This is a genomic window from Arcicella gelida, from assembly GCF_034931025.1.
In the GTDB taxonomy this organism is placed as follows: Bacteria; Bacteroidota; Bacteroidia; order Cytophagales; family Spirosomataceae; genus Arcicella; species Arcicella gelida.
Window position 1 is genome coordinate 140,575 of sequence record NZ_JAYGIL010000002.1, and the last position, 21,893, is coordinate 162,467.

The following is a 21,893-nucleotide window of genomic DNA, read 5'->3' on the forward strand; positions in this document are numbered from 1 at the left end:
AAACAAGGCTCAAAACAAACAAAATCCTCATGATTAAAATTAAATTACCCGACGGTAATGTCAGAGAGTATGCTCAGGGAACAACTGGGATGGACATTGCCCTCAGCATTTCAGAAGGCTTAGCCCGAAATGTTTTAGCAGCCAAAGTAAATGGTAAAGTTGTTGATGCTTCCTTACCAATCAATGATGACTGCGACTTTCAGTTATTAACATGGAATGACACCGACGGTAAAGCTACCTTCTGGCACTCTTCAGCACACTTATTAGCCGAGGCAATCGAAGCCTTGCATCCTGGAACAAAATTCGGTATCGGACCAGCCATTGAAACTGGTTTTTATTACGATATTGATATGGGTGAAAAAGCACTTAGTGCTGATGAGTTCAAGAAAATTGAAGATAAAATGTTGGAATTGGCTCGTCAGAAAAACCAATATCAACGTTCTGAAGTTTCTAAAGCTGATGCCATTCAATACTTCACTGAAAAAGGAGATGAATACAAACTTGAACTTTTAGAAGGTTTGGAAGATGGTTCAATCACTTTTTATCAGCAAGGAAATTTTACAGATTTATGCCGTGGACCACACATTCCGAATACTGGTTTTATCAAAGCGGTAAAATTAATGTCTGTGGCGGGTGCCTATTGGAGAGGTGATACTTCTCGCAAACAAATGACACGTGTGTATGCGGTTACTTTTCCTAAGCAAAAAGAATTAGACGAATATTTAACTTTATTAGAAGAAGCTAAACGCCGTGACCACCGTAAATTGGGAAAAGAATTAGAACTTTTCGCTTTTTCTGAAAAAGTAGGCATGGGTTTACCTTTGTGGTTACCAAAAGGTACAATGTTGCGTGAACGTTTAGAGAATTTCTTGCGTAGAGCTCAGGTTCGTGCAGGTTATTCGCCAGTAATTACTCCACATATTGGTTCTAAACAATTGTATGTTACTTCTGGTCACTATGCGAAGTACGGAGCAGATTCGTTCCAGCCGATTCATACACCAGATGAAGACGAGGAATTCCTCTTGAAACCAATGAACTGTCCTCATCACTGCGAAATTTATAAGACTAAACCTCGTAGTTATAGAGATTTACCTTTACGTTTGGCAGAATTTGGTACTGTTTATCGTTATGAACAGTCAGGGGAATTACATGGTCTGACTCGTGTACGTGGATTTACGCAAGACGATGCTCACATTTTCTGTCGTCCAGACCAAGTAGAAGACGAGTTTATGAAAGTAATTGATTTGGTGTTGTACGTATTCAAAGCTTTAGGTTTTGATAATTATTCAGCACAAATTTCATTACGTGACCCAGAAAATAAAGAAAAGTACATCGGTAAAGACGAAGATTGGGATAAAGCAGAAGCAGCCATCATCAAATCTGCGGCTGCAAAAGGCTTACCAACAGTAGTAGAATTAGGCGAAGCGGCATTCTATGGTCCAAAGTTAGATTTCATGGTGAAAGATGCTTTAGGACGTAAATGGCAATTAGGTACTATTCAGGTAGATTACCAATTACCACAACGTTTTGAATTAGAATATACAGGTTCAGATAACCAAAAACATCGTCCTGTGATGATTCACAGAGCGCCATTTGGTTCATTAGAACGTTTTGTGGCAATTTTAATTGAAAACACTGCTGGTAATTTCCCTCTTTGGTTATCGCCAGAGCAATTGGCAGTGTTGCCCATCTCTGAAAAATACGAGGACTATGCTAATGAAATTTTCTTGCGTTTACAAGAAAGTGACTTGCGTGGCTACATTGACCATAGAGATGAAAAGATTGGTCGTAAAATCCGTGATGCAGAAGTTAATAAATTACCGTTCATGCTGATTGTTGGAGAAAAAGAATCTGAACAAGGCATGGTTTCTGTCCGTAAAAAGGGAGAAGGCGATTTAGGAATGATGCCAATTGACCAGTTTATTAACATAATGCAAACAGAAATAAATAAAAATGTTGTAAGATTTAAAGAATAAGAACTAAAAATTAAACTTGCATTTTTTTATTTTTTGAATTAGCTTTCGGAAGATTCGTAATTAAAGCGTTAATTTGTAACCTTTTATACGGATTTTCCGTTAAATTAGCATTGGCAGTTCAATTTTGAGTTCTCAAATCTGCTATTGTATCATTTTAAAACAAATCATTTAGATAATATGGCGTTACGCCCGAATAACAATTTTAGAAATAATCGTAGAGAAGAAGAGCCTTACAGAATAAATGGTCTCATCAAAGGAGTACAAAATGTACGTTTAGTTGGTGAAAACGTTGAGCAAGGCATCATGGACATAAAGCAAGCCTTGGCTATCGCTGTTCAGCAAGGTTTAGATTTAGTAGAAATCTCGCCAAAAGCAGATCCTCCCGTTTGTCGTGTTACAGATTACGCTAAGTTCAAATACGAACAAAAGAAAAAACAAAAAGAAATTAAAGCAAACGCTGCAAAAACAGTATTGAAAGAAATTCGTTTCTCACCTAATACTGATGACCACGATTTTAATTTCAAATTAAAACATGCCATCAATTTCTTGAAAGAAGGTGCAAAAGTGAAAGCTTATGTACACTTTGTTGGTCGTTCAATCGTATTTAAAGAAAGAGGAGAAATCTTATTATTGAACTTTGCAAAAGGTTTAGAAGAAGTAGGAAAAGCCGATGAACTACCTCGTTTAGAAGGAAAAAGAATGTCAATTATGTTTTCTCCGAAAGAAAAGAAGAAATAATATTGACGCTAAAAAATTGAGTGATTTAATGAATGAGTAATTTAGTGATTGATATTTTTTTTAATCAATAAATAGTTTCATTAGCAATAAATTTATCCATTTTGATGGTTTCACTTAATTTTGGTCTCTTATTTGCTCTACTTAATTGTAGCATTCCTTACATCTTGTGAAATTCAAATTCATCAAATATCTAATTCCCTTTATTTTCCTAAGTTTAGGATTAAAGGGAATTTTATGTTCTACTGAATTTCAACAAGTTAGTTCTTCAAAAACTACCAAATTCAAACTTCCTGCCCGAAGTACGCATTCTGATTCTCCAGACGTTGTTGATGATTTTGTTGCAAATAGTCATTTTAACTCTGAGGAATCTGATGATACTGAGGATGAAGATTTTTACACTCTTTGGTTTTCAAAAACTAGTAAAGATGCCCATCATGTTTACATCAATTACATCAGCGAAAGCTACGTATTCAGCCATCAATTAGTACGCAATTATCTTCCTAAAATATATTTAAAAATCAGAGTACTTCGTCTTTGATTTCCTTCCTTTATTTCTTGAAAAATAATATTCTTATGGTTTTGTAAGCTAGTATAAATTACTGTCTTGCATTAGACCTGTTTCGTATTATTTTATCAATTTCATTAGAAGCTAAATGTACTTCTAATGCACAATCCTATGTTGTATTCTCTTTTTCTCTCATTATAATATCACTAAAATGAAACGTTTATGGATTATTCTGCTGTCTTTGACTTGCTTCAAGACATTCTCGCAGGATACTTTAAAACTTGCTTTAAACGACGTAGAAGCAGTTTTCTTAAAAAACAACGCACTTTTACTGGCTCAGAAGTACAATATCGAAGCCTCTAAAGCCCAAATTATTCAAGCTAAGTTGTGGGATAACCCAACTTTTTCGGGAGAACAACAAATCTATAATCAAGAAACAAAAACGCCTTTCCCACTCGGAAACATGGGACAAAGAGCCTTTCAAATTCAGCAGCTTTTTTTGTTGGCAGGCAAACGTAACAAACAAATTGAGTTAGCGAAAATCAATACAGAGGCAAGTGAATATAATTATTATGATTTACTGAGAACTCTAGCCATTGAATTAAGAACTAATTTTTATGATACTTTCTTCATTATAAAATCTGTAGCAATGTATGATGAGGAAATCCTGACGTTTCAGAAATTGCTAGTTGCCTATGAAGAACAATATGGGAAAGGTAATATTCCTCTGAAAGAAGTGATTCGTTTAAAAGCTTTTTTATTCTCCTTAAAAAAAGAACAAAATGAGCTTCGTCAACAAATTATCGAAAAACAAAGTACTTTAAGAACATTACTTAATACAAAAGAGACTTCGTTTATTGCTCCAAAAATTGATGAAAAAGCATTGGATAGTCTTGGTATCAATCATTTAAAATTAGAACAATTAACAGCGACAGCTTTTGAAAATCGTTATGATTTGAAAATGCAAGATGCTTCTGTTCGCTACGAAAAAGAAAATCTGCTTTTACAAAAAGCGATGGCTACGCCTAATCTTAGACTTGGCTATTCGTATGACCGCAACGGAAGTTTTATTCCAAACTATCACGCCATTACTTTACAGATAGACCTTCCTGTTTTCAATAAAAATCAAGGCAATATCAAAACTTCATCTTTCAGAATTGAGGCTGCTCAAAAAACGTTGGAACAAGCACAAACTAGTTTACAAAACGACGTACTCAGGGCTTTTATGAAAGTACAAGAGAATAATCGCTTGGCGCAAAGTATTGATAGTAAATTCATTGGAAGTTTTGACACATTGATTGAAGGTGCTGTAGCGAGTTACCAGAAAAGAAATATTTCTTTAATTGAATTTGTAGATTTTGTTGAATCATACAAAACTTCGGTTGTAGAACTCAATGCTTTAAAAAGTGATAGAATGCGTTCAATCGAAGAACTCAACTTTGTTGTTGGGAAAAAAGTACTTTAATAACCACTATTTTTTGCTAAAAATTAAAAACTATTTCACGTACATCATGAAAAAGAATAAAATCATAATAGGCTTAATGCTCTTGGCTACTTGCTTAGCTTGTCAATCAAAAAAAGAAGAAACAAAGACTGACAATTCAGAAGAATTTGTTCTTTCGGATAAACTTCGTAAAGAATTGGTTTTGGCACCAGCCGTCGTTGAAAACATATCAAGTGAATTACAATTGACTGGAAAGCTTGCTCCATTTGAGGAAAAACAAGTAAAGGTATCTCCTTTGGTAGATGGCGTAATTGAGAAAATTTCTATTACACTCGGCGATTATGTTAGAAAAGGACAATCAATGGTGATTATTCATAGTTCTGAAGTTGCTGATGTTGAAAACCAAATTGTAAGTGCAAAATCTGATTTTTTGACCGCACAGAAAAACTTACAAGTACAACAAGATTTGTATAAATCAGGCTTAACTTCTGAAAAAGACATCACAATCGCTCAAAATGAATTATTAAAAGCAGAAGGAACATTGAGAAGAGCCAATGAAATCTCAGGCATTTATGGCGTTAAAAATTCTTTTTATACCGTAAAAGCTCCAATAGATGGCTATATCGTAGATGTGAACAGAAACATTTCTGAAAAAATGGCTTATCGGGAAGGCGACATTGGTCCATTCTTTTCAGTAGCCGATCTTTCTACCGTACAAATTATCGCAAATGTGTATGAATCTGACATTGCTAAAATTAAAGTGGGTTATCAAGCATCCATTAGATTGGTAGCTTATCCAGATAGAGTTTTTCAAGGAAAAATTGATAAAATCAACAATGTTCTTGACCCACAAACAAGAACAATGCAAGTGCGAATCAACTTGCCCAATCCCGAAAAAATTCTAAAACCAGAAATGTTCGCAAAAGTAACTGTGAGTTATTCTGATAATCAAAAAATTGTATCGATTCCTTCCGAATCTATCATTTTCGATAAAGATAGAAATTTTGTAATTGTCTATAAAAATGCTAAAGAGGTAGAAGCCAGAAGAGTGCAAGTAGCAAAAGTATTAGACAACAAAGCTTTTGTATTCAACGGCTTAGCTGAAGGAGAAAAAGTAGTAGTAAAAAATCAATTAATGATCTATAATGCCTTAAATAATTAAGGAATCGATACAATGAAGACACTATTGGCTTTATCGCTTAAATTCAAATTTGCCGTATTTTTTTTTACGGCCGTTATCGTTGTTGGTGGTATTTTTAGTTTTATTAATACTCCTATCGATGCTTTTCCTGATGTTACCAACACCCAAGTAACTATCATTACACAGTGGCAAGGGCGAAGTGCAGAAGAAATAGAAAAGTTTGTAACTGCTCCACTCGAAATTTCCATGAATGGAGTGCAGAAAAAAACGACAGTTCGCTCCACGACACTTTTCGGTTTATCGGTTGTCGTTGTAATGTTTGATGATGGCGTTGATAATAATTTCGCTAGAATTCAAATCAATAATGCCTTGCAAGGATTGAGTCTTCCTGATGGCGTTGAACCTGAAATCCAACCTCCTTATGGTCCAACGGGTGAAATTTTTAGATACACTTTAGACTCTAAATCACTGAATGCCAGAAAATTGAAAGAAATTCAAGACTGGGTAGTTGATAGAAATTTACGTTCAGTTCCTGGCGTTGCAGATATTGTAAGTTTTGGTGGAGAAGTAAAAACTTATGAAATTAGTGTTAATCCGAATCTATTACAAGCGTATAATATTACTCCGTTAGATGTCTTTCAGGCAGTTCAAAAAAGTAATATCAACGTTGGAGGTGATGTAATTACAAAAAATAATCAAGCTTACGTTGTTCGTGGAATTGGTTTATTAGCCAAGATTTCTGACATCGAAAATATCTTAGTTGAAAATATTAATGGTGTTCCAGTTTACGTAAAAACGGTTGCGACGGTTAACGAATCTGCTTTACCCAAATTAGGACAAGTAGGTCGTGGACAAAATAATGATGCAGTTGAAGGTATTGTTGTTATGCGTAAAGGCGAAGACCCTTCGGCAGTTATCAAAAGTTTGAATGAAAAAGTTGAAGAATTGAATACCAAAATTCTTCCTGTTGATGTAAATATCAAAGCGTTTTACAATCGTCAAACTTTACTTGATTTCTGTATTGAAACCGTTTCTCATAATTTAATGGAAGGAATTGTTCTGGTAACTTTGATGGTACTCATCTTTTTAGCTGACTGGCGAGCTTCTTTAATTGTGGCGATGATTATTCCATTAGCTTTACTTTTTGCCTTTACTTGTTTAAAATTAATGGGAATGTCAGTGAATTTACTTTCGCTGGGAGCAGTCGATTTTGGGATTATTATTGATGGAACCGTCGTCGTGGTTGAAGGATTGATTGTGGTACTGTCTCATAAAGCCCACGAAGTTGGCATGGAACGTTTTAATAAATTAGCCAAATTGTCGCTAATTAAACGTACTGGTACTTCGATGGGTAAGGCAATCTTTACCTCAAAAGTAATCATTCTGGTTGCACTTTTACCGATTTTCGCTTTTCAAAAAGTAGAAGGAAAAATGTTTACACCTTTAGCTTGGACTTTGGGTGCTGCCTTGTTAGGTGCTTTGATTTTTACACTGACACTTGTACCTGTAATGGTGAGTATTTTGATGAATAAGAACGTTAAAGAAAAATCTAATTTCTTTGTAGATGCTATTCTGAAATACTCTATGAAACTGTTTAATTATTGCTTTTCTCATCAAAAGAAAACCTTTATTGTAACAGCAATCACAACTATAGTTGGTTCATGGACGCTCACAATTCATGGAACGGAATTCCTGCCACAATTGAACGAAGGTTCTATTTACGTAAGAGCAACCATGCCAAGAAGTATCAGTTTGAACGAATCTGTCCGTTATGCAAATGATATGCGTAAAGTATTTGAAGGTTTTCCTGAAGTACGACAAGTAATGTCGCAAGCTGGGCGACCAAATGATGGAACAGATCCAACGGGTTTTTATAATGTAGAATTTCACGTTGATATTTATCCGCAAAAAGAGTGGAAAAGTGGTTTGACGAAAGCCCAATTAATTGAGCAAATGCAAAAGAAATTAGACGTATTCCAAGGAGTAAGTCTTGGTTTTTCTCAGCCAATTATGGACAATGTTGAAGAAGCCGTTTCGGGGGTTAAAGGCTCTATTGCAGTAAAAATCTATGGTCAAGATTTTGAGTATTTAGAAAAAGAAGCTGAAAAAGTAAATGGTGTTCTGAAAAAAATTGAAGGAATTGAAGATTTAGGAATCATCAAAAACTTAGGACAACCAGAATTACGCATCGAACTCGACCAACAAAAAATGGATTTATACGGTGTGCAGGCAGCAGATGCTGAAGCGGTTGTATCAATGGCAATTGGTGGACAAACGGCAAGTCAATTATTTGAAGGTGAACGTAAATTTGATATTAGAATTCGTTTTCAATCTGAATATCGTAAATCAGAAGCAGAAATTGGCGACTTGATGGTACCAACAATGAACGGAACAAAAATTCCAATCAAAGAAATTGCTACCATTCGTACTTTAACTGGTCCAAGTTTGATTTTCAGAGAAGATACAAAACGTTTTATCGCTGTAAAATTCTCAGTTCGTGGTAGAGATATGGGAAGTACCATCGAAGAAGCACAAACAGAAGTAAACAAAGTAATTCATTCCTTACCAAAAGGTTATGAAATGAAGTGGAAAGGTGATTTTGAAAACCAACAAAGAGCTTCAAAACGTTTGGCTCAAGTAGTTCCAATTTCAATGATTACGATTTTCTTTATTCTTTATTTGATGTTTGGTAGTTTGAAAGATGCAGGTTTGGTGTTTACAAATGTTCCTTTTGCCATTATTGGTGGTTCTTTGGCATTATTAATTACGGGAACAAATTTTAGTATTTCGGCAGGCATTGGCTTTATCGCTCTCTTCGGAATTTGTATTCAGAATGGTGTTATTATGATTGAAGTATTCAAAGATAATCTTCATCGGAAATTATCACTGCATGAATCTATTATGCAAGGAGTACAATCGAGAGTAAGACCTGTAATGATGACTGCTTTGATGGGAATTTTTGGGATGCTACCAGCCGCTACTTCTTCAGGAATTGGTTCTGAATCACAAAAACCTTTAGCGATTGTAGTAATCGGTGGAATGATTGGTGCAACGATTCTAACATTATTCATCTTTCCATTATTTTACGAAAGAGTATATCGCAATAAATAGAATGACTTGGTAAAAATTTGGTGGTTAATTATTCTAGTACAATATTATTTTTCTATAAAAACTGTTTTTTTGAAATATTTTCTTTTGAAAAACGAATAGAATATAACTACTTTTGTATCAAATAATTAACCACTAAAAAATAAAACATACCAATGAAAAAAATGTACTATTTCGTGCTTTTTTTAATTCTATTAAAAGCAATTGAAGTATTTGCCCACTAAACGCTAGCAAATCTGTAAAACACTCCTAAAGGAAGTTTTTTCTTGAAGTTATCTTGTAAATATAATTCTCCAAACTCATGATTTAGTGTTTGGCTAAAAGAACATTTGACTAAATTTTCAACAATCAGTGAAGAAAAGCCCATTGAGTACATATTCAAGATTAAGAAGTAATTTTCTTTATCTAGGATTTGTGCTACAGTTTTCAATAATTCATTGATTTGTTCTTCTAAAATCCATTTTTCGCCATCTGGTCCACGACCATAAGCTGGTGGGTCTAAAATAATTCCTTGATAAATATTACCACGTTTGGCTTCACGCTTTACGAATTTAAGTGCATCTTCAACCACCCAACGTATATTCTCTAGGTTACTCGCTTCCATATTTTCTCTCGACCATGAAATTACTTGTTTGATAGAATCAACATGAGTAATATCTGCTCCGGCTTGTTTAGCAGCAATTGAAGCACCACCCGTATAAGCAAATATATTGAGTACTTTCGGGTTTTTAACAGGGAGTTTTTTTACTTTATCCATGATAAATTCCCAGTTTGAAGCTTGTTCAGGAAAAATACCAACGTGTTTGAAAGAAGAAAGTGCTAACTTAAAATTCAAATCTAAAGCATCTGTTTTATAAGGCATAAACCAACGCTCTTCCATTCCTTTCTTTAGAATCCACTCCCCTTTTTCCTGCGAACCTTTATCTTTTTTAAAAGTAGCGTTTGCGGTTCTCTCCCACTCTGTCTCTGGCATCGATTTATCCCAAGCAGCTTGTGGCTCTGGACGACGCAAAATATACTTTCCAAATTTTTCTAATTTCTCAAAACCTCCAGAATCTATCAATTGGTATTCTTTCCAGTTTTGTGGGGTTTCAAGTTTAATAATTTCTTGTTGCATAATGTAATGTCTATGAAATCTGTAATGATTTTTTCATTCATAAAAAAAGCGGTATCCGTAGATACCGCTGCAAGTTACTCAAAAGCCTTTGTTTGAACTAAAATGAAATCTTATTCATGTAAAATACATTTCTTCTTCCGCCTTCACTATCATTCGAAATTCGCTGATAACCAGAAGCAATGAAATAATTTTTATACCAATAATCAATTGCATCAGAAGTTGTTTGTTTTACTTTATCTCCTTCCAACTGAGTGGCTACTTTAGCACTTTGAGTATCTTCAAGTACTTTATCAGCTTTAATTATTTTAGTAAAAATTTGTCCTTTGTTACTGTATGAAAGTGTAATTTCATCTCCTTTTACAGATGCTTTTACTTTTTCACTTAACTTTTGTTCTTTTACATCCTTCATTTCGATACTATTGTCCCAAAGTAAATTCCCTTTTTCATCAAAAGCGGCTACGATTGCATGGGTGTAAATCCAACCGTCGAAAGTCTGTTGGTTTCCATAATATCTGTTTCCCCAACCCCACGGACTATAATATGAACTAAAAGGCGAATACAAACCATAGTAACCATAACCCCAACGATATGGATTATAAAACGAACTATACGGGCTACCAAAACCATTATAAGTACCAAATGGACTATAATTATTATAACGATAATCAGCATAAAAAGCCTCGGCAACCATGATATACTTGTCGTCTTGTTTGATGATGTCGTGTACTAACAAACGATAATCTAAACGTAAGTCCTCACCTTTTTCCTTTTTATCCTGAATTTTCTTTTCTTGTTTTTCCTTTTGGCGTTCGCCCATGAAATTGAAGAAATTCTTGAATTCAGTAAAACTATGGAATTTTAAATCGGTAATTTCATTGTCGAGTAACTTAGAAAAATAAATTCCTTGAGAAGTTGGTCCACGAGATGAACCAATTGAATTTTTATGTCCATAAGTACCAAACATTACTTCGGTAGAGTCTGAAACTAGATTCAATTTTCCATTCATCATGGCAAATTCGTTTTCTGGATTCATTACTACTTGAGAAATCTGCTTACCATCTTCATCAAACGATTTTACGACCAGTTGATAATTTTTACCTCTTGTACCCACCGCATAAGTAACATTGACAATGGCTGTACTCGTATCCAATTCCATTGATTGAATCTCTGCTTGACTTTTCAAAGCACTTGGTAATACTTTAGTTTTGCGTTCTACAAGATTCGTAAACAAAATTACAGGTTGATTATTCACCATTCCAGCAATAAAAATGGAAGCGTTTATTGCTTGAAAATCAGAAACCTCCATTCTATCAACCGACATAATTTGATACTTCTCGATAAAACCTGGGCCAATATTTACTTTAATTACTTCATAAACATTACTTCTGTAACGGCTAAAAAGCAAGTAAAGATTTTTACCATCATAACAATGTTTTACATAATCCAAACTTCCATCAATGGTGCCATTTATTGACCAAATCTGGTCTAAATTTGTATCAAACCTAGTAAGTGTAAAATTGGTTTTACTTAGTTGAGTAAGTACCAAAACGCCTTGATCATTTATTGGAATGGTAAAAAGTTCGGAATTGCTTGAAGGCAAAGGGATTTCAACTCTTTTTACACTTTGTGCTTGAGAGAATTGAAAACAGCATGTCATCAATACAAAAAAAATAATCCTTTTAACGACGGTTTTCATATTTTTAAATTAAATGTTTGAGCTTGTTTATTCATGCGCAAGACCAAGGATAATATCAAATTCTTCAGGTTTGATATGTGCAACCGAAAGGCGAGATTGTTTGATTAAAGATAAATCCTTTAATCTTTCATCGGCTTTCATTTGCTTTAAAGTAACCGTTTTAGGAAGTTTTTCAACAGGAACAAGATCTACAACTACCCAATTTTTATCATCGGTAGTTGGGTCTTGATAAGCCTCTTTTACAATTTTGGCGATTCCTACTACTTCCATACCTTCATTTGAATGATAGAACAAAACCAAATCATCCACTTTCATGGCCTTTAAATTATTTCGTGCCTGAAAATTTCGCACACCATCCCATACGCCTGTGCCTTGATTAACGAAATCATCCCAAGAATATTTGAAAGGTTCTGATTTTACGAGCCAATAATTCATGCTTTTCTAAATTTTATTTTTTTGAGAAATTTTTAATTGATGAGAATGAAATTACTCTTTTTCATTAATTATTACTCCATTAATGGAATAAAAAAATCCGAAAGCGTTTAAACTTTCGGAAGTTAATATCAAGGAAATTTAGGGAATTTGCTAAAATCTGGTTTACGTTTTTCTAAGAACGCATTTTTACCTTCCTTCGCTTCTTCTGATAAATAATATAATAAAGTTGCATTACCTGCCAATTCCTGAATACCTGATTGTCCATCTAATTCAGCATTGAATGATGATTTTAACATTCTTAAAGCTAATGGACTTTTCTCTAAAATCTTTTTACACCAAGCTACAGTTGTTTCTTCTAATTTATCCAATGGCACTACTTTGTTCACTAAACCCATATCAAGTGCTTCTTCGGCATTGTATTGGTCGCACAAAAACCAGATTTCACGAGCTTTTTTCTGGCCAACTACTCTAGCTAAGTATGAAGCACCAAAACCGCCATCAAAAGAACCTACATTTGGGCCAGTTTGTCCGAAACGAGCATTTTCAGCTGCAATTGATAAATCACAAACAACGTGTAAAACGTGTCCTCCGCCAATTGCCCAACCAGCGACCATCGCAACAACAGGTTTTGGAATCGAACGAATTTGTTTTTGTAAATCTAACACGTTTAATCTTGGCACAGTATCTTCGCCAACATAACCACCATGTCCACGAACTGATTGGTCACCGCCAGAACAAAATGCTTTTCCACCTTCACCTGTTAAAATGATTACGCCAATTTCTTCTGTATCACGACAAATGTTCATGGCGTCAATCATCTCTTTCACCGTCAATGGTGTAAAAGCATTATGCACTTGTGGACGGTTGATTGAGATTTTTGCAATTCCTTCATGAAAAGTAAATAAAATCTCTTTGTATTCTTTAAGGGTTTCCCACTTCATATTATTGTATAATTATAATGTTTATACTTTTATAATGTTTATGCTTTTTAAAGTAAATGACTTCAAAATTAATCACTCATTTACAAAGCTCCAATTATTCTTTTCAAGCTTCTTCGTTATACTGTACATCCCAAGTATGGTCTGCCAACAATAAACACTTCGCTAAATATCTGCTGTATTTAAACGAACGCCCCCATTCATTTGGTGCAATTAATGAAAGTAAATCCGTACCATCTTCTTTCTCGTACATGTAGTAAGTTTCATTAATAATGGGTTCAAAACCGATGGCAGCATCATAAATTCTTTCTGAAATTTCTTTGCGTTGGGCTAATAATTTTGCCTGACGAGCCAAGGTTTCCATTTGTTCATACAACTGATTCATTTGTCTATCAGTTTGTTGACGCATTGCTAAAACAGAACGGCCTTTTGATTTCCCTAAATCTTCAGGTTTAATAACGGCACTACCTGCCGTGTGAGCATAAGGAAGTAAACCGGGATTTTCGGCTACTTTATCTTTATTGATAGGGTTTAAAAATTTATCTTCAGATGCTGCCATAACGAGCTTTTAATTAATTGAATGATTAAATGATTTGAACATTGATTAGTCTTTGTCTCTAGCTTAAAACCTTGAATTCTCTAAAGTCAAATCTATAAATATCTACCAAAATTAACAAATAAGGATAATATAATTACTTTTCAATAAAAATGAAGATAATAAATCTACAAAATATAAAAATAGGAGAATATTACTTTAAAAATATCTATAAATAGATTCCTAAAAAGACATTTTCCCTACAAATAAAGGACTTATTGAGTCCATTATTTTATATCAAAAATATTTTTAATCAATTTTCAATCATTTAATAATGATAACAAACGCAACCCCGTCAAAGTTTTTGGCGTATGGTTTAAAAAACTAAATCTTCTCATTTAATTTAAAATTTCAGTCCTATGGAACGCAAAGAATTTTTATCGTTGGTTGGAGTAAGTGTTGGTGCCGTTATATTACAAAGCTGCTTGTCGGGTTGTTCTAATTCGTCAGATCCAACGCCTTCAAACAATAACAACAATGGTAATACTGGTGGAACTGGTGGTACAACAACAGGTTTAACAGGCAATAATACAATCTCAAAAGGTACAATTAATTTTACCTTAGATTTAACAAGTTCAAGTTTTGCTGATTTAAAAACCGACGGAAAAGCAATCGTAACTGGCGATGTAATTGTTGCCAGAACAAAAGCAGGAAATTACATTGCAGTTGCCAAAGCATGTACTCACCAAGGAACTACGGTTGATTTCCAAGCAGACAATAACCGTTTTAATTGTTCAAATCATGGTTCAAACTTTGATTTGACAGGTAAAGTAATTAATGGCCCTGCGGCTAGTCCACTCACACAATTCTCTACTTCTTTTGATAGTGCTAAGAACACGCTAAAAGTATCTTAGAAAAATGGAGCTTTTATCCAGAACACTCCTCAAAAATGCTAACTTTGGTATTTTTAGGAGTGTTTTTTATTTGAAAAATGATGTTGATTGAAGATTATAATAATTTACCGAAGTCCAATTCGGACTATGAAGAAAAAGTAATAGCCTTCTGTAAAATTTGGCTAGAAGGACAAGAAAGTTTTATTTTAAAAACTTCTGGCTCAACCGGTGAACCTAAACCCATTTCGTTGAGCAGAAAGCAAATGGAAGCGAGTGCTTTATTAACAGGCAAAACTTTTGGCTTAAAAGAACGAGATTTAGCTTTAGTTTGCTTGAATGTAGAGTATATCGCAGGAATTATGATGTTGGTAAGAGGGATGGTTTTGAATTTAAAACTGCTGATTATTCCTCCATCAAGTAATCCGTTATTGAATATTGAAAATCAAAAGATTGATTTTGCGGCTTTTGTTCCTTTACAATTACAAAGTATTTTAGAAAGTAATAATCAAAATCATCTAAATGTTTTAAATCAAATGAAAGCCATTATCGTCGGCGGAGCGGCTGTAAGTCAACAAATGGCTGAACAAATTCAAGTATTATCAGTTCCAGTTTATAGTACTTATGGCATGACGGAAACGGTTTCTCACATTGCCACTCGCAAGATTAACGAAGAAAATACTTCTCAAAACTTTAAAGTTTTAGCAGGCGTAAAAATCGGAATTGACGAACGAAATTGTTTGAATATTTTGGCAGCAGCCAGCAATTTTGAATTAGTTCAAACCAACGATTTGGTTGAAATAATTGCTGAAAATGAGTTTAAATTAATCGGACGTTTTGATAATATTATCAATAGTGGCGGTGTAAAAATTCAGCTAGAAAAAGTAGAAAAAACTGTTGAAACCTTTATAGAAGCACTTCAAATTAATCGTTTTTTTGCTTTTGGCATAGCAGATGAACGCCTCGGACAAAAATTAATTTTAGTACTAGAATCCGAAAATCTGGACGATGAAATAAAACGTAGATTATTAGAGGAAATTAAAAGCGTATCAGATACTTATCAAATTCCTAAAAATATTTTTACTATTTCTACTTTTTCAGAAACACCAACAGGAAAAATTGATAAAAAAGCTACCATAAAAAGATTAAATTTGCAAGAAAAATAGCGAAGTCAACATGACTAAAGGAAAATAGAAAGCATGAAAGTAGAAAAATTATCACAATTAGAAATCAAATTCGAGACGGCAGACATTTTGCCTCCTCCTTTTTCACACCAAATCCTCCTCACTTTAGATTTTAAAGAAAATTTTATTGATACAAAATTTGAGATTGCCTATACTTACAGAGATGAATTGACCGACGAAGAAATCTTAGAAGAAGGTTTTACTGGCAATGAAGATTTAGCTTGGGCTGGCGAATTATCAAAAGCTTGGGAAGCACCCATTCTCAATTTAATTGGTAAAACTTCTGAAAAATTTAATACAAAAGCCTTGGAAGAAGAGCAGAATTTTCTGGAAATATCAATCAATCAAAAAATAAAAGGAAATCCAACCAATCAAGAAGCTTGGGAATATTTACTACAAGAACTTACGCAAGCTGTTTATGAAACTTATGGAAAAGAAGCTCCTTTTCAACTGGTTTTCAAAAAGATTGAAAAAGATAAAAGTACTTCAACCTTTGAATTGAATTTACATTATACTAATAGAAAAGTACTTGCTTCAACCACTACAAATGGTATTGAAGAAAGTAAAAATCTTTCTTGGGAAGAAGCTAGCGATTTATTACAACACATTTTCATTGGTGATTTTATCACTGATAAAGCACAAAAAGCTGAACCCAAAACCGTTGGAAAATTTATTTCAATTGGTGATGGTTTCTGGTATGAATTCACAAAAAGCTTAAAAAATCCTAATGGAAACAGAGCTTACATTGTAGATTTATATCAAAAATTTGAAGCGTATTTTTAGTAAAAAAATAAAAATAGTCGTTCTCGTGGAGCGACTATTTCCATTTCCTAACCAATTTTTACTGTGTGAAATCTATGAGAAGAGTATTCTTTTTTTTATTCATCATGATTGGTGGATGCCAAATTTTTGCTCAAGAAAACGCTGTCAATTTATCTCAAAACCCTGCTTCGCTGAAATGGTCGCAGATTAAAACACCTCACTTTCGCTTAATTTTCCCCTCCAATATTCAGTCATTAGGCGAAAGAACCGCCAATGTTTTAGAAACAGTTTATCAGCCTGTCAGTAAAACGCTTGGGAAAAACCCACGTCCTATTTCTATCCTTCTCCAAAATCAAACGAGTGTTTCAAATGGTTTTGTTACTTTGTTTCCCCGTCGTTCAGAATTTTATATTACTCCTCCACAAGACTATACTTTACTTGGCACAAACAATTGGTTAGATTTATTGGCTGTTCATGAATTTCGGCACATCGTTCAATACGATAAAGCTTTGACAGGAAGTACCAAATTAATGCACACTCTTTTTGGAAGTAATGGTTTGGGCATCATCAACTCTTTGGCTGTTCCTAATTGGTTTTCAGAAGGCGATGCCGTTGGAACAGAATCTGTATTGTCTCATTCTGGAAGAGGTAAAATTCCAACTTTCGATATGGCTTTGCGTACACAATTGCTAACAAAAGGTGCTTATAGTTATGCCAAAGCCGTAAGTGGTTCATATAAAAACTTCATCCCAAATCATTATGTAAATGGTTATTTGATGACGTCTTATATGAAAACCAAATATGGGGCTGATGCTTGGGATAAAATTTTGGAAGGAACATACAAAATGCCTTTTTATCCTTTTTCTTTTTCGAATAATATCAAAAAAGTAACAGGTTTAAAAACAGAGCAACTTTACAAAAATGCTTTTGATAATGCTAAAAATGCTTGGGAAACACAGTTAAAAGATGTTCAAGAAACAACTGTTTCATCATTAAAAACTACTAAAAATAAGTTTTTTACTCAGTACGAATTTCCACAAATAATACCCGATGGTAGAATTTTAGCCTTAAAATCTGGCTTGGCTGATATTCAACAATTTGTATTATTAGACAAAGAAAATAATGAAGAAAAATTACTTGAATTAGGTATTTTCAATAATGCTGGAATACTCTCTACGGCGGGTTCAAAAGTAGTTTGGGCTGAATTTAATTTTGATGTCCGTTGGGGACAAAAAGATTTTTCCGTTATCAAAATCTATGATTTCAATACAGAAACGACAAAAACACTTACGCACAAAACGAAATTTACGGCACCAGCTTTATCAAACGATGCTAGTAAAATTGTAGCCATAGAAAATAGCCCTGAAAATAAATGTAGTTTAGTCATTTTAGATGCCGAAAATGGACAGGAAATTTCAAGAATTCAGAATACTAGAAATGCTTTTTACTTGCATCCACGCTGGACAGAAAACACTGAGATTCTTGCTGTAAAATTACTTAATGGCAAAAAAAGTATTGTTGCTATTAACCCTGAAAATGGTTTTGAAAAGGAATTATTTGCAGTAAATACTGAAAACATTGCACATCCAATAAAAGTTGGGAATTACATTTTGTTTAATTCAGGCGTAACAGGAATTGATAATATTTTCGCTTTTGATACAAAAACACAAAAACGTTTTCAAGTAACCAATCGAAAATTCGGTGCTTTTAACCCAGTTATTTCTACAGATGGTAAAACACTTTACTTCAATGATTTTACAGAGAATGGAAATCGAATTGTTGCAATGCCTTTTAATCCTGACAACTTTTTGCCTTTCGATGAATCTTTGACTAAACCTGTGAAGTTCTTTGGACAAATGTTGGTGCAAGAAGCAGGAGAAAATTTATTGAAAAATATTCCAACCCAAACTTACGAAACCAAGCCTTACAGCAAAGCCAACATTTTTAATATTTATAATTGGGGAGCAGTTTTTAGTTCAAACAGTAACAATCTTAATGTTGGTCTTTCTTCTCAAGATTTATTAAGTACTACTGCCATCAGTACTGGTTATTCATACAATGCCAACGAAAAAACTGGACAATTTTTCGCTGATTTAAGTTTTGAAGCTTGGTATCCAAAAATCAATCTGAACTATACCAACGGACAACGCCAAACTGACATTTATATTGACAAAAGTAGTCCAAGAGATAGTTTAAGGTCGGATAAATGGAATCAGCAACAAATTGTATTAGGGTTGAGTTTGCCCTTTAATTTTACTCGTTCCAAGTATTATGAATCAATGGAAATTGGTGTAAATACGGCTATTACACAAGTAAGTGGTTATGATTTACAAGACCGTTATCTTTCTGAAAGTTTCAACGGCAATGTCAATTCAATGATTTATACTTTTGCGTATTCAAGACAATTAAAAAGAGCTTTGAGAGATGTAGCACCACGTTGGGGACAAAGTATCAGTTTTTATGCAAGAAATATGCCTTTTGGCGGAGAGTTGAATGGTGGCTTGACATCTATTCAAGGAAGTATATATATTCCAGGATTCTTCAAACATCATAGTATTCGTTTAAGAGCTGCTTTGCAAAACCAAAGTAGTTTCAAAAATCCTAATGGTTCACCAAACAGTAAATTATATATTTTTGGTAGCCCAACATTTTTTCCTAGAGGTTATAGTTATCGTGCTTTTGAAAACCTAAGTACTGGTTCAGTAGAATACCGTTTACCGTTATTAGACCCCGACTGGAATTTTGGCAGATTAGTTTATTTAAAAAGATTGAAAGCTAATTTCTTCGCAGATTTTGGACAGGGTGAAACCAATTATAATTGGAAAGAAGTTCGAAATGGTCAAACGGTTACTTACAGAGGTTCAGATAAAGGAGATTTTACTTCAATCGGTTTTGATTTTACGGCTCAGTTTCATCTTTTACGTTTCTCACAACAATTTGAAGCAGGTTGTAGAGGTATTTATTTGCCAAATCAAGGACGATTTATCTTTCAGCCTTTAGTAATTGATATTGGTTTTTAAGAAAAAACCTTTATGTTTGAGAAATAATCTATCAGTTCAACATTATACATCTAATATGAATTTTTTCTCTTACCGAGTTTACTGGATAATGCAAGTTTCTTGGTGGCTCTTTACGACTATTGTTCTTAGACAACCAACAACAAAATACTTTGAACAACCCATGCACTTGGGTTCCTACCTAACGATTAATTTCTTTGTAGGTCTTCTTTTTACGCACTTTTATGCAAAAACATATCTCAATAAAGACCGTGAAAACGGGCAAATGATTGTTTTCCCTTTAGTGTCTTCATTATTGTTGGGGCTTGGCTTTTTTATAATTGATTATTTTTTTGGTTTTCAACGTTACCGAAAACCGAGTTTGGGTATTGCTTTAGAAGCTTATGACTATTATCAATTCTTTATAGAATCGGTTCGGTATGTTATCATTTGGTTTTTATTTTTTCATCTCTTTTTAAGCAACAGAAAAGCCCAAAGAAAAGAATTACAATTGGCTAATGCCGAAATGTCTTTGAAAACTGCTGAACTTGAAAATCTTAAAAATCAGCTCAATCCGCATTTTCTTTTTAATGCTATCAATAGTATTAAAGCACTTACGATTTTCGACCCAGAGCTTGCTCGCCAAGCTTTAACGGAGCTTTCTCAATTACTTAGAACTTCCTTGAGCATGGGCAACCAGCAATTAGTGCCTTTGGATATGGAATTAAAATTAGTGAGAGATTATCTTTTCCTAGAAAAAATAAGGTATGAAAAACGTTTAGATTACTCTTTCGATATTAAGCAAGAAACATTGAATTTAAGTATTCCTCCGATGTCTGTACAACTATTGGTAGAAAATGCCATTAAACATGGAATTGGGAAGAATAAATTAGGAGGAAAATTAAGAATCGTTTCGGATTACAGTCAGAATGTTTTTACGTTAAAAGTAATCAATACTGGAAAAATAATAAGTACAGCTAGTGAAGACGGCGTTGGAATGAAGAATTTACAAAAACGTTTATTATTGAATTTTCAAGATAAAGCATCTTTTGCATTAACGCAGGAAGATGATTCTGTTATAGCGACAATCACAATTATGGTATAGCGAGTTGTAAATAAAATTCACAACTCGCTATTATCCATTAAAAAAGTATCAAATAAGTAATTGCTCCAGCTAAATACCCCACAAAAGCTAACAAACTGATTTTTTTTAGATACCACATAAAATCTATCTTTTCCATTCCCATTACTGCTACACCAGATGCCGAACCGATGATTAAAATACTTCCACCTGTACCTGCACAATAAGCCATAAATTCCCAAAGTTTTGAATCAGTCGGGAAACTTGCTAAATCGTACATCCCCATAGATGCCGCCACTAAAGGCACATTATCTATCACTGCTGAAGCCAAACCTATGGCAAACACAATTAAGTCTTGATTGCCAATGCTACTGTTCATCCAAGTAGCGAGCCCCGTCAGTAAATGAGTTGCTTCTAAAGAACCAATCGCTAACAAAATTCCTAAGAAAAATAAAATACTTGAAGAGTCTATTTTACTAAGTGCATGAGCAACTGAGAAAGGTTTTTTCTCAGCTTCGTCTCTGCCATGATGAAGTATTTCAGAAACAACCCAAACAACTCCTAAACCTAATAATACACCCATATAAGGCGGCAAATGTGTAATGGTTTTAAAAATTGGTACGAATAGTAGCATGCCCAAACCTGTAGAAAGCATTATTATAGAGTGTTTTCTAGCCAAATACGTTTCATTTTCTACACTAATTTTAGAAGTTGGAGAAGTGATATTTCCTTTCATTGTAAACGAAAGATAAATCAATGGCACAAAAAGCGACACTAAGCTAGGAAGCAATAATCCTTTGATAATAGCAGTTGCCGTAACTTGTCCACCAATCCAAAGCATGGTTGTTGTAACATCTCCGATAGGTGACCACGCACCGCCTGCATTGGCTGCTATAATGACAATTCCTGCAAAAAACATTCTTGTTTCTTTATCCTTAATCAGTTTTCTCAACACAGAAACCATCACAATGGCTGTTGTAAGGTTATCTAAAGCTGCCGACAAGAAAAAGGTAATCAAACTAATTATCCAAAGTAAAGTAACTTTGTTTTTACTAGTAATTTTATCTGTAATTATTTTAAAACCATGATGAGAATCTATCAATTCAACAATAGTCATCGCTCCTAAAAGAAAGAAAAGTATTTCAGAAACACTGCCTAAATGATGTGATAATTCTTCCCCAACTTTAGCGGGTTCATGGTCGAAAAGAATGTAGATTGTCCAACATAATACACCTGTAATTAAGGCTGTTGCTGTTTTGTTGAGATGAATAGGATGTTCAAAAGCAATTGCCAAGTAGCCAATTACAAAAGTAAGAATCAGTAAAGTTTGCATCGTTGCGGTTTAAG

Annotated in this window: 17 protein-coding genes; 11 read left to right on the forward strand and 6 right to left on the reverse strand. The window is 33.9% G+C overall.

Annotation, left to right across the window (positions count from 1 at the left end; translation table 11 throughout):
• The first annotated feature begins 29 nt into the window (after positions 1 to 29).
• The 6 genes from thrS to VB776_RS00675 all read left to right on the forward strand — a co-directional run bounded on the left by thrS (position 30) and on the right by VB776_RS00675 (position 8,915).
• Positions 30 to 1,976 (forward strand): threonine--tRNA ligase, encoded by a 1,947-nt coding sequence (thrS, locus tag VB776_RS00650; protein ID WP_323325003.1) that lies wholly within the window; start codon positions 30 to 32, stop codon positions 1,974 to 1,976.
• Positions 1,977 to 2,153: 177 nt separating this feature from the next.
• Entirely contained in the window at positions 2,154 to 2,714 is a 561-nt protein-coding gene (gene infC / locus VB776_RS00655; RefSeq protein ID WP_184136626.1) for a translation initiation factor IF-3, read from the forward strand.
• 166 nt (positions 2,715 to 2,880) lie between these two features.
• A complete protein-coding gene (locus tag VB776_RS00660; RefSeq protein ID WP_323325005.1) occupies positions 2,881 to 3,252 on the forward strand; it encodes a hypothetical protein in 372 nt (123 codons plus the stop codon).
• A 178-nt stretch (positions 3,253 to 3,430) separates the two neighbouring features.
• Positions 3,431 to 4,684, forward strand: coding sequence for a TolC family protein (locus VB776_RS00665; RefSeq protein WP_323325007.1), 1,254 nt, complete (start codon positions 3,431 to 3,433; stop codon positions 4,682 to 4,684).
• Between the two features lie 46 nt (positions 4,685 to 4,730).
• Positions 4,731 to 5,825: an efflux RND transporter periplasmic adaptor subunit gene (locus VB776_RS00670; RefSeq protein ID WP_323325009.1), complete on the forward strand. Its 1,095-nt coding sequence runs from the start codon at positions 4,731 to 4,733 to the stop codon at positions 5,823 to 5,825.
• 12 nt (positions 5,826 to 5,837) lie between these two features.
• On the forward strand, positions 5,838 to 8,915 hold the full coding sequence (locus VB776_RS00675; RefSeq protein WP_323325011.1) for an efflux RND transporter permease subunit: 3,078 nt from the start codon (positions 5,838 to 5,840) through the stop codon (positions 8,913 to 8,915).
• Between the two features lie 217 nt (positions 8,916 to 9,132).
• On the opposite strand, the gene VB776_RS00680 is transcribed toward VB776_RS00675, so the two are convergent.
• From VB776_RS00680 to VB776_RS00700, 5 genes are all read right to left on the reverse strand, one after another.
• Complete coding sequence (locus tag VB776_RS00680) at positions 9,133 to 10,029, reverse strand: class I SAM-dependent methyltransferase (protein WP_323325013.1); 897 nt, start codon at positions 10,027 to 10,029, stop codon at positions 9,133 to 9,135.
• A 97-nt stretch (positions 10,030 to 10,126) separates the two neighbouring features.
• Positions 10,127 to 11,725, reverse strand: coding sequence for a hypothetical protein (locus VB776_RS00685; protein ID WP_323325015.1), 1,599 nt, complete (start codon positions 11,723 to 11,725; stop codon positions 10,127 to 10,129).
• A 27-nt stretch (positions 11,726 to 11,752) separates the two neighbouring features.
• The gene (locus VB776_RS00690; RefSeq protein WP_184136599.1) at positions 11,753 to 12,160 is read right to left on the reverse strand and encodes an EVE domain-containing protein; all 408 of its coding nucleotides are present in this window, start codon (positions 12,158 to 12,160) and stop codon (positions 11,753 to 11,755) included.
• 128 nt (positions 12,161 to 12,288) lie between these two features.
• Positions 12,289 to 13,101, reverse strand: a complete 813-nt coding sequence (gene menB / locus VB776_RS00695) for a 1,4-dihydroxy-2-naphthoyl-CoA synthase (RefSeq protein WP_323325017.1) — start codon at positions 13,099 to 13,101, stop codon at positions 12,289 to 12,291.
• Between the two features lie 103 nt (positions 13,102 to 13,204).
• Positions 13,205 to 13,657 (reverse strand): DUF2452 domain-containing protein, encoded by a 453-nt coding sequence (locus VB776_RS00700; protein ID WP_323258827.1) that lies wholly within the window; start codon positions 13,655 to 13,657, stop codon positions 13,205 to 13,207.
• Between the two features lie 395 nt (positions 13,658 to 14,052).
• Between VB776_RS00700 and VB776_RS00705 the strand changes: the two genes are divergently transcribed.
• From VB776_RS00705 to VB776_RS00725, 5 genes are all read left to right on the forward strand, one after another.
• Positions 14,053 to 14,547, forward strand: a complete 495-nt coding sequence (locus tag VB776_RS00705) for a QcrA and Rieske domain-containing protein (protein WP_323325019.1) — start codon at positions 14,053 to 14,055, stop codon at positions 14,545 to 14,547.
• Positions 14,548 to 14,624: 77 nt separating this feature from the next.
• Positions 14,625 to 15,689 carry an AMP-binding protein gene (locus tag VB776_RS00710; protein ID WP_323325021.1) on the forward strand — a complete coding sequence of 355 codons (1,065 nt, stop codon included), beginning with the start codon at positions 14,625 to 14,627 and terminating at the stop codon, positions 15,687 to 15,689.
• Positions 15,690 to 15,722: 33 nt separating this feature from the next.
• Positions 15,723 to 16,490, forward strand: coding sequence for a hypothetical protein (locus VB776_RS00715; RefSeq protein ID WP_323325023.1), 768 nt, complete (start codon positions 15,723 to 15,725; stop codon positions 16,488 to 16,490).
• Between the two features lie 74 nt (positions 16,491 to 16,564).
• Entirely contained in the window at positions 16,565 to 19,489 is a 2,925-nt protein-coding gene (locus VB776_RS00720) for a BamA/TamA family outer membrane protein (protein ID WP_323325025.1), read from the forward strand.
• Between the two features lie 55 nt (positions 19,490 to 19,544).
• Positions 19,545 to 20,570, forward strand: coding sequence for a sensor histidine kinase (locus VB776_RS00725; RefSeq protein ID WP_323325027.1), 1,026 nt, complete (start codon positions 19,545 to 19,547; stop codon positions 20,568 to 20,570).
• Positions 20,571 to 20,607: 37 nt separating this feature from the next.
• Here the strand turns inward: VB776_RS00725 and nhaD are convergent, their stop codons facing one another.
• A complete protein-coding gene (gene nhaD / locus VB776_RS00730; protein ID WP_323325029.1) occupies positions 20,608 to 21,879 on the reverse strand; it encodes a sodium:proton antiporter NhaD in 1,272 nt (423 codons plus the stop codon).
• Positions 21,880 to 21,893 lie beyond the last annotated feature (14 nt).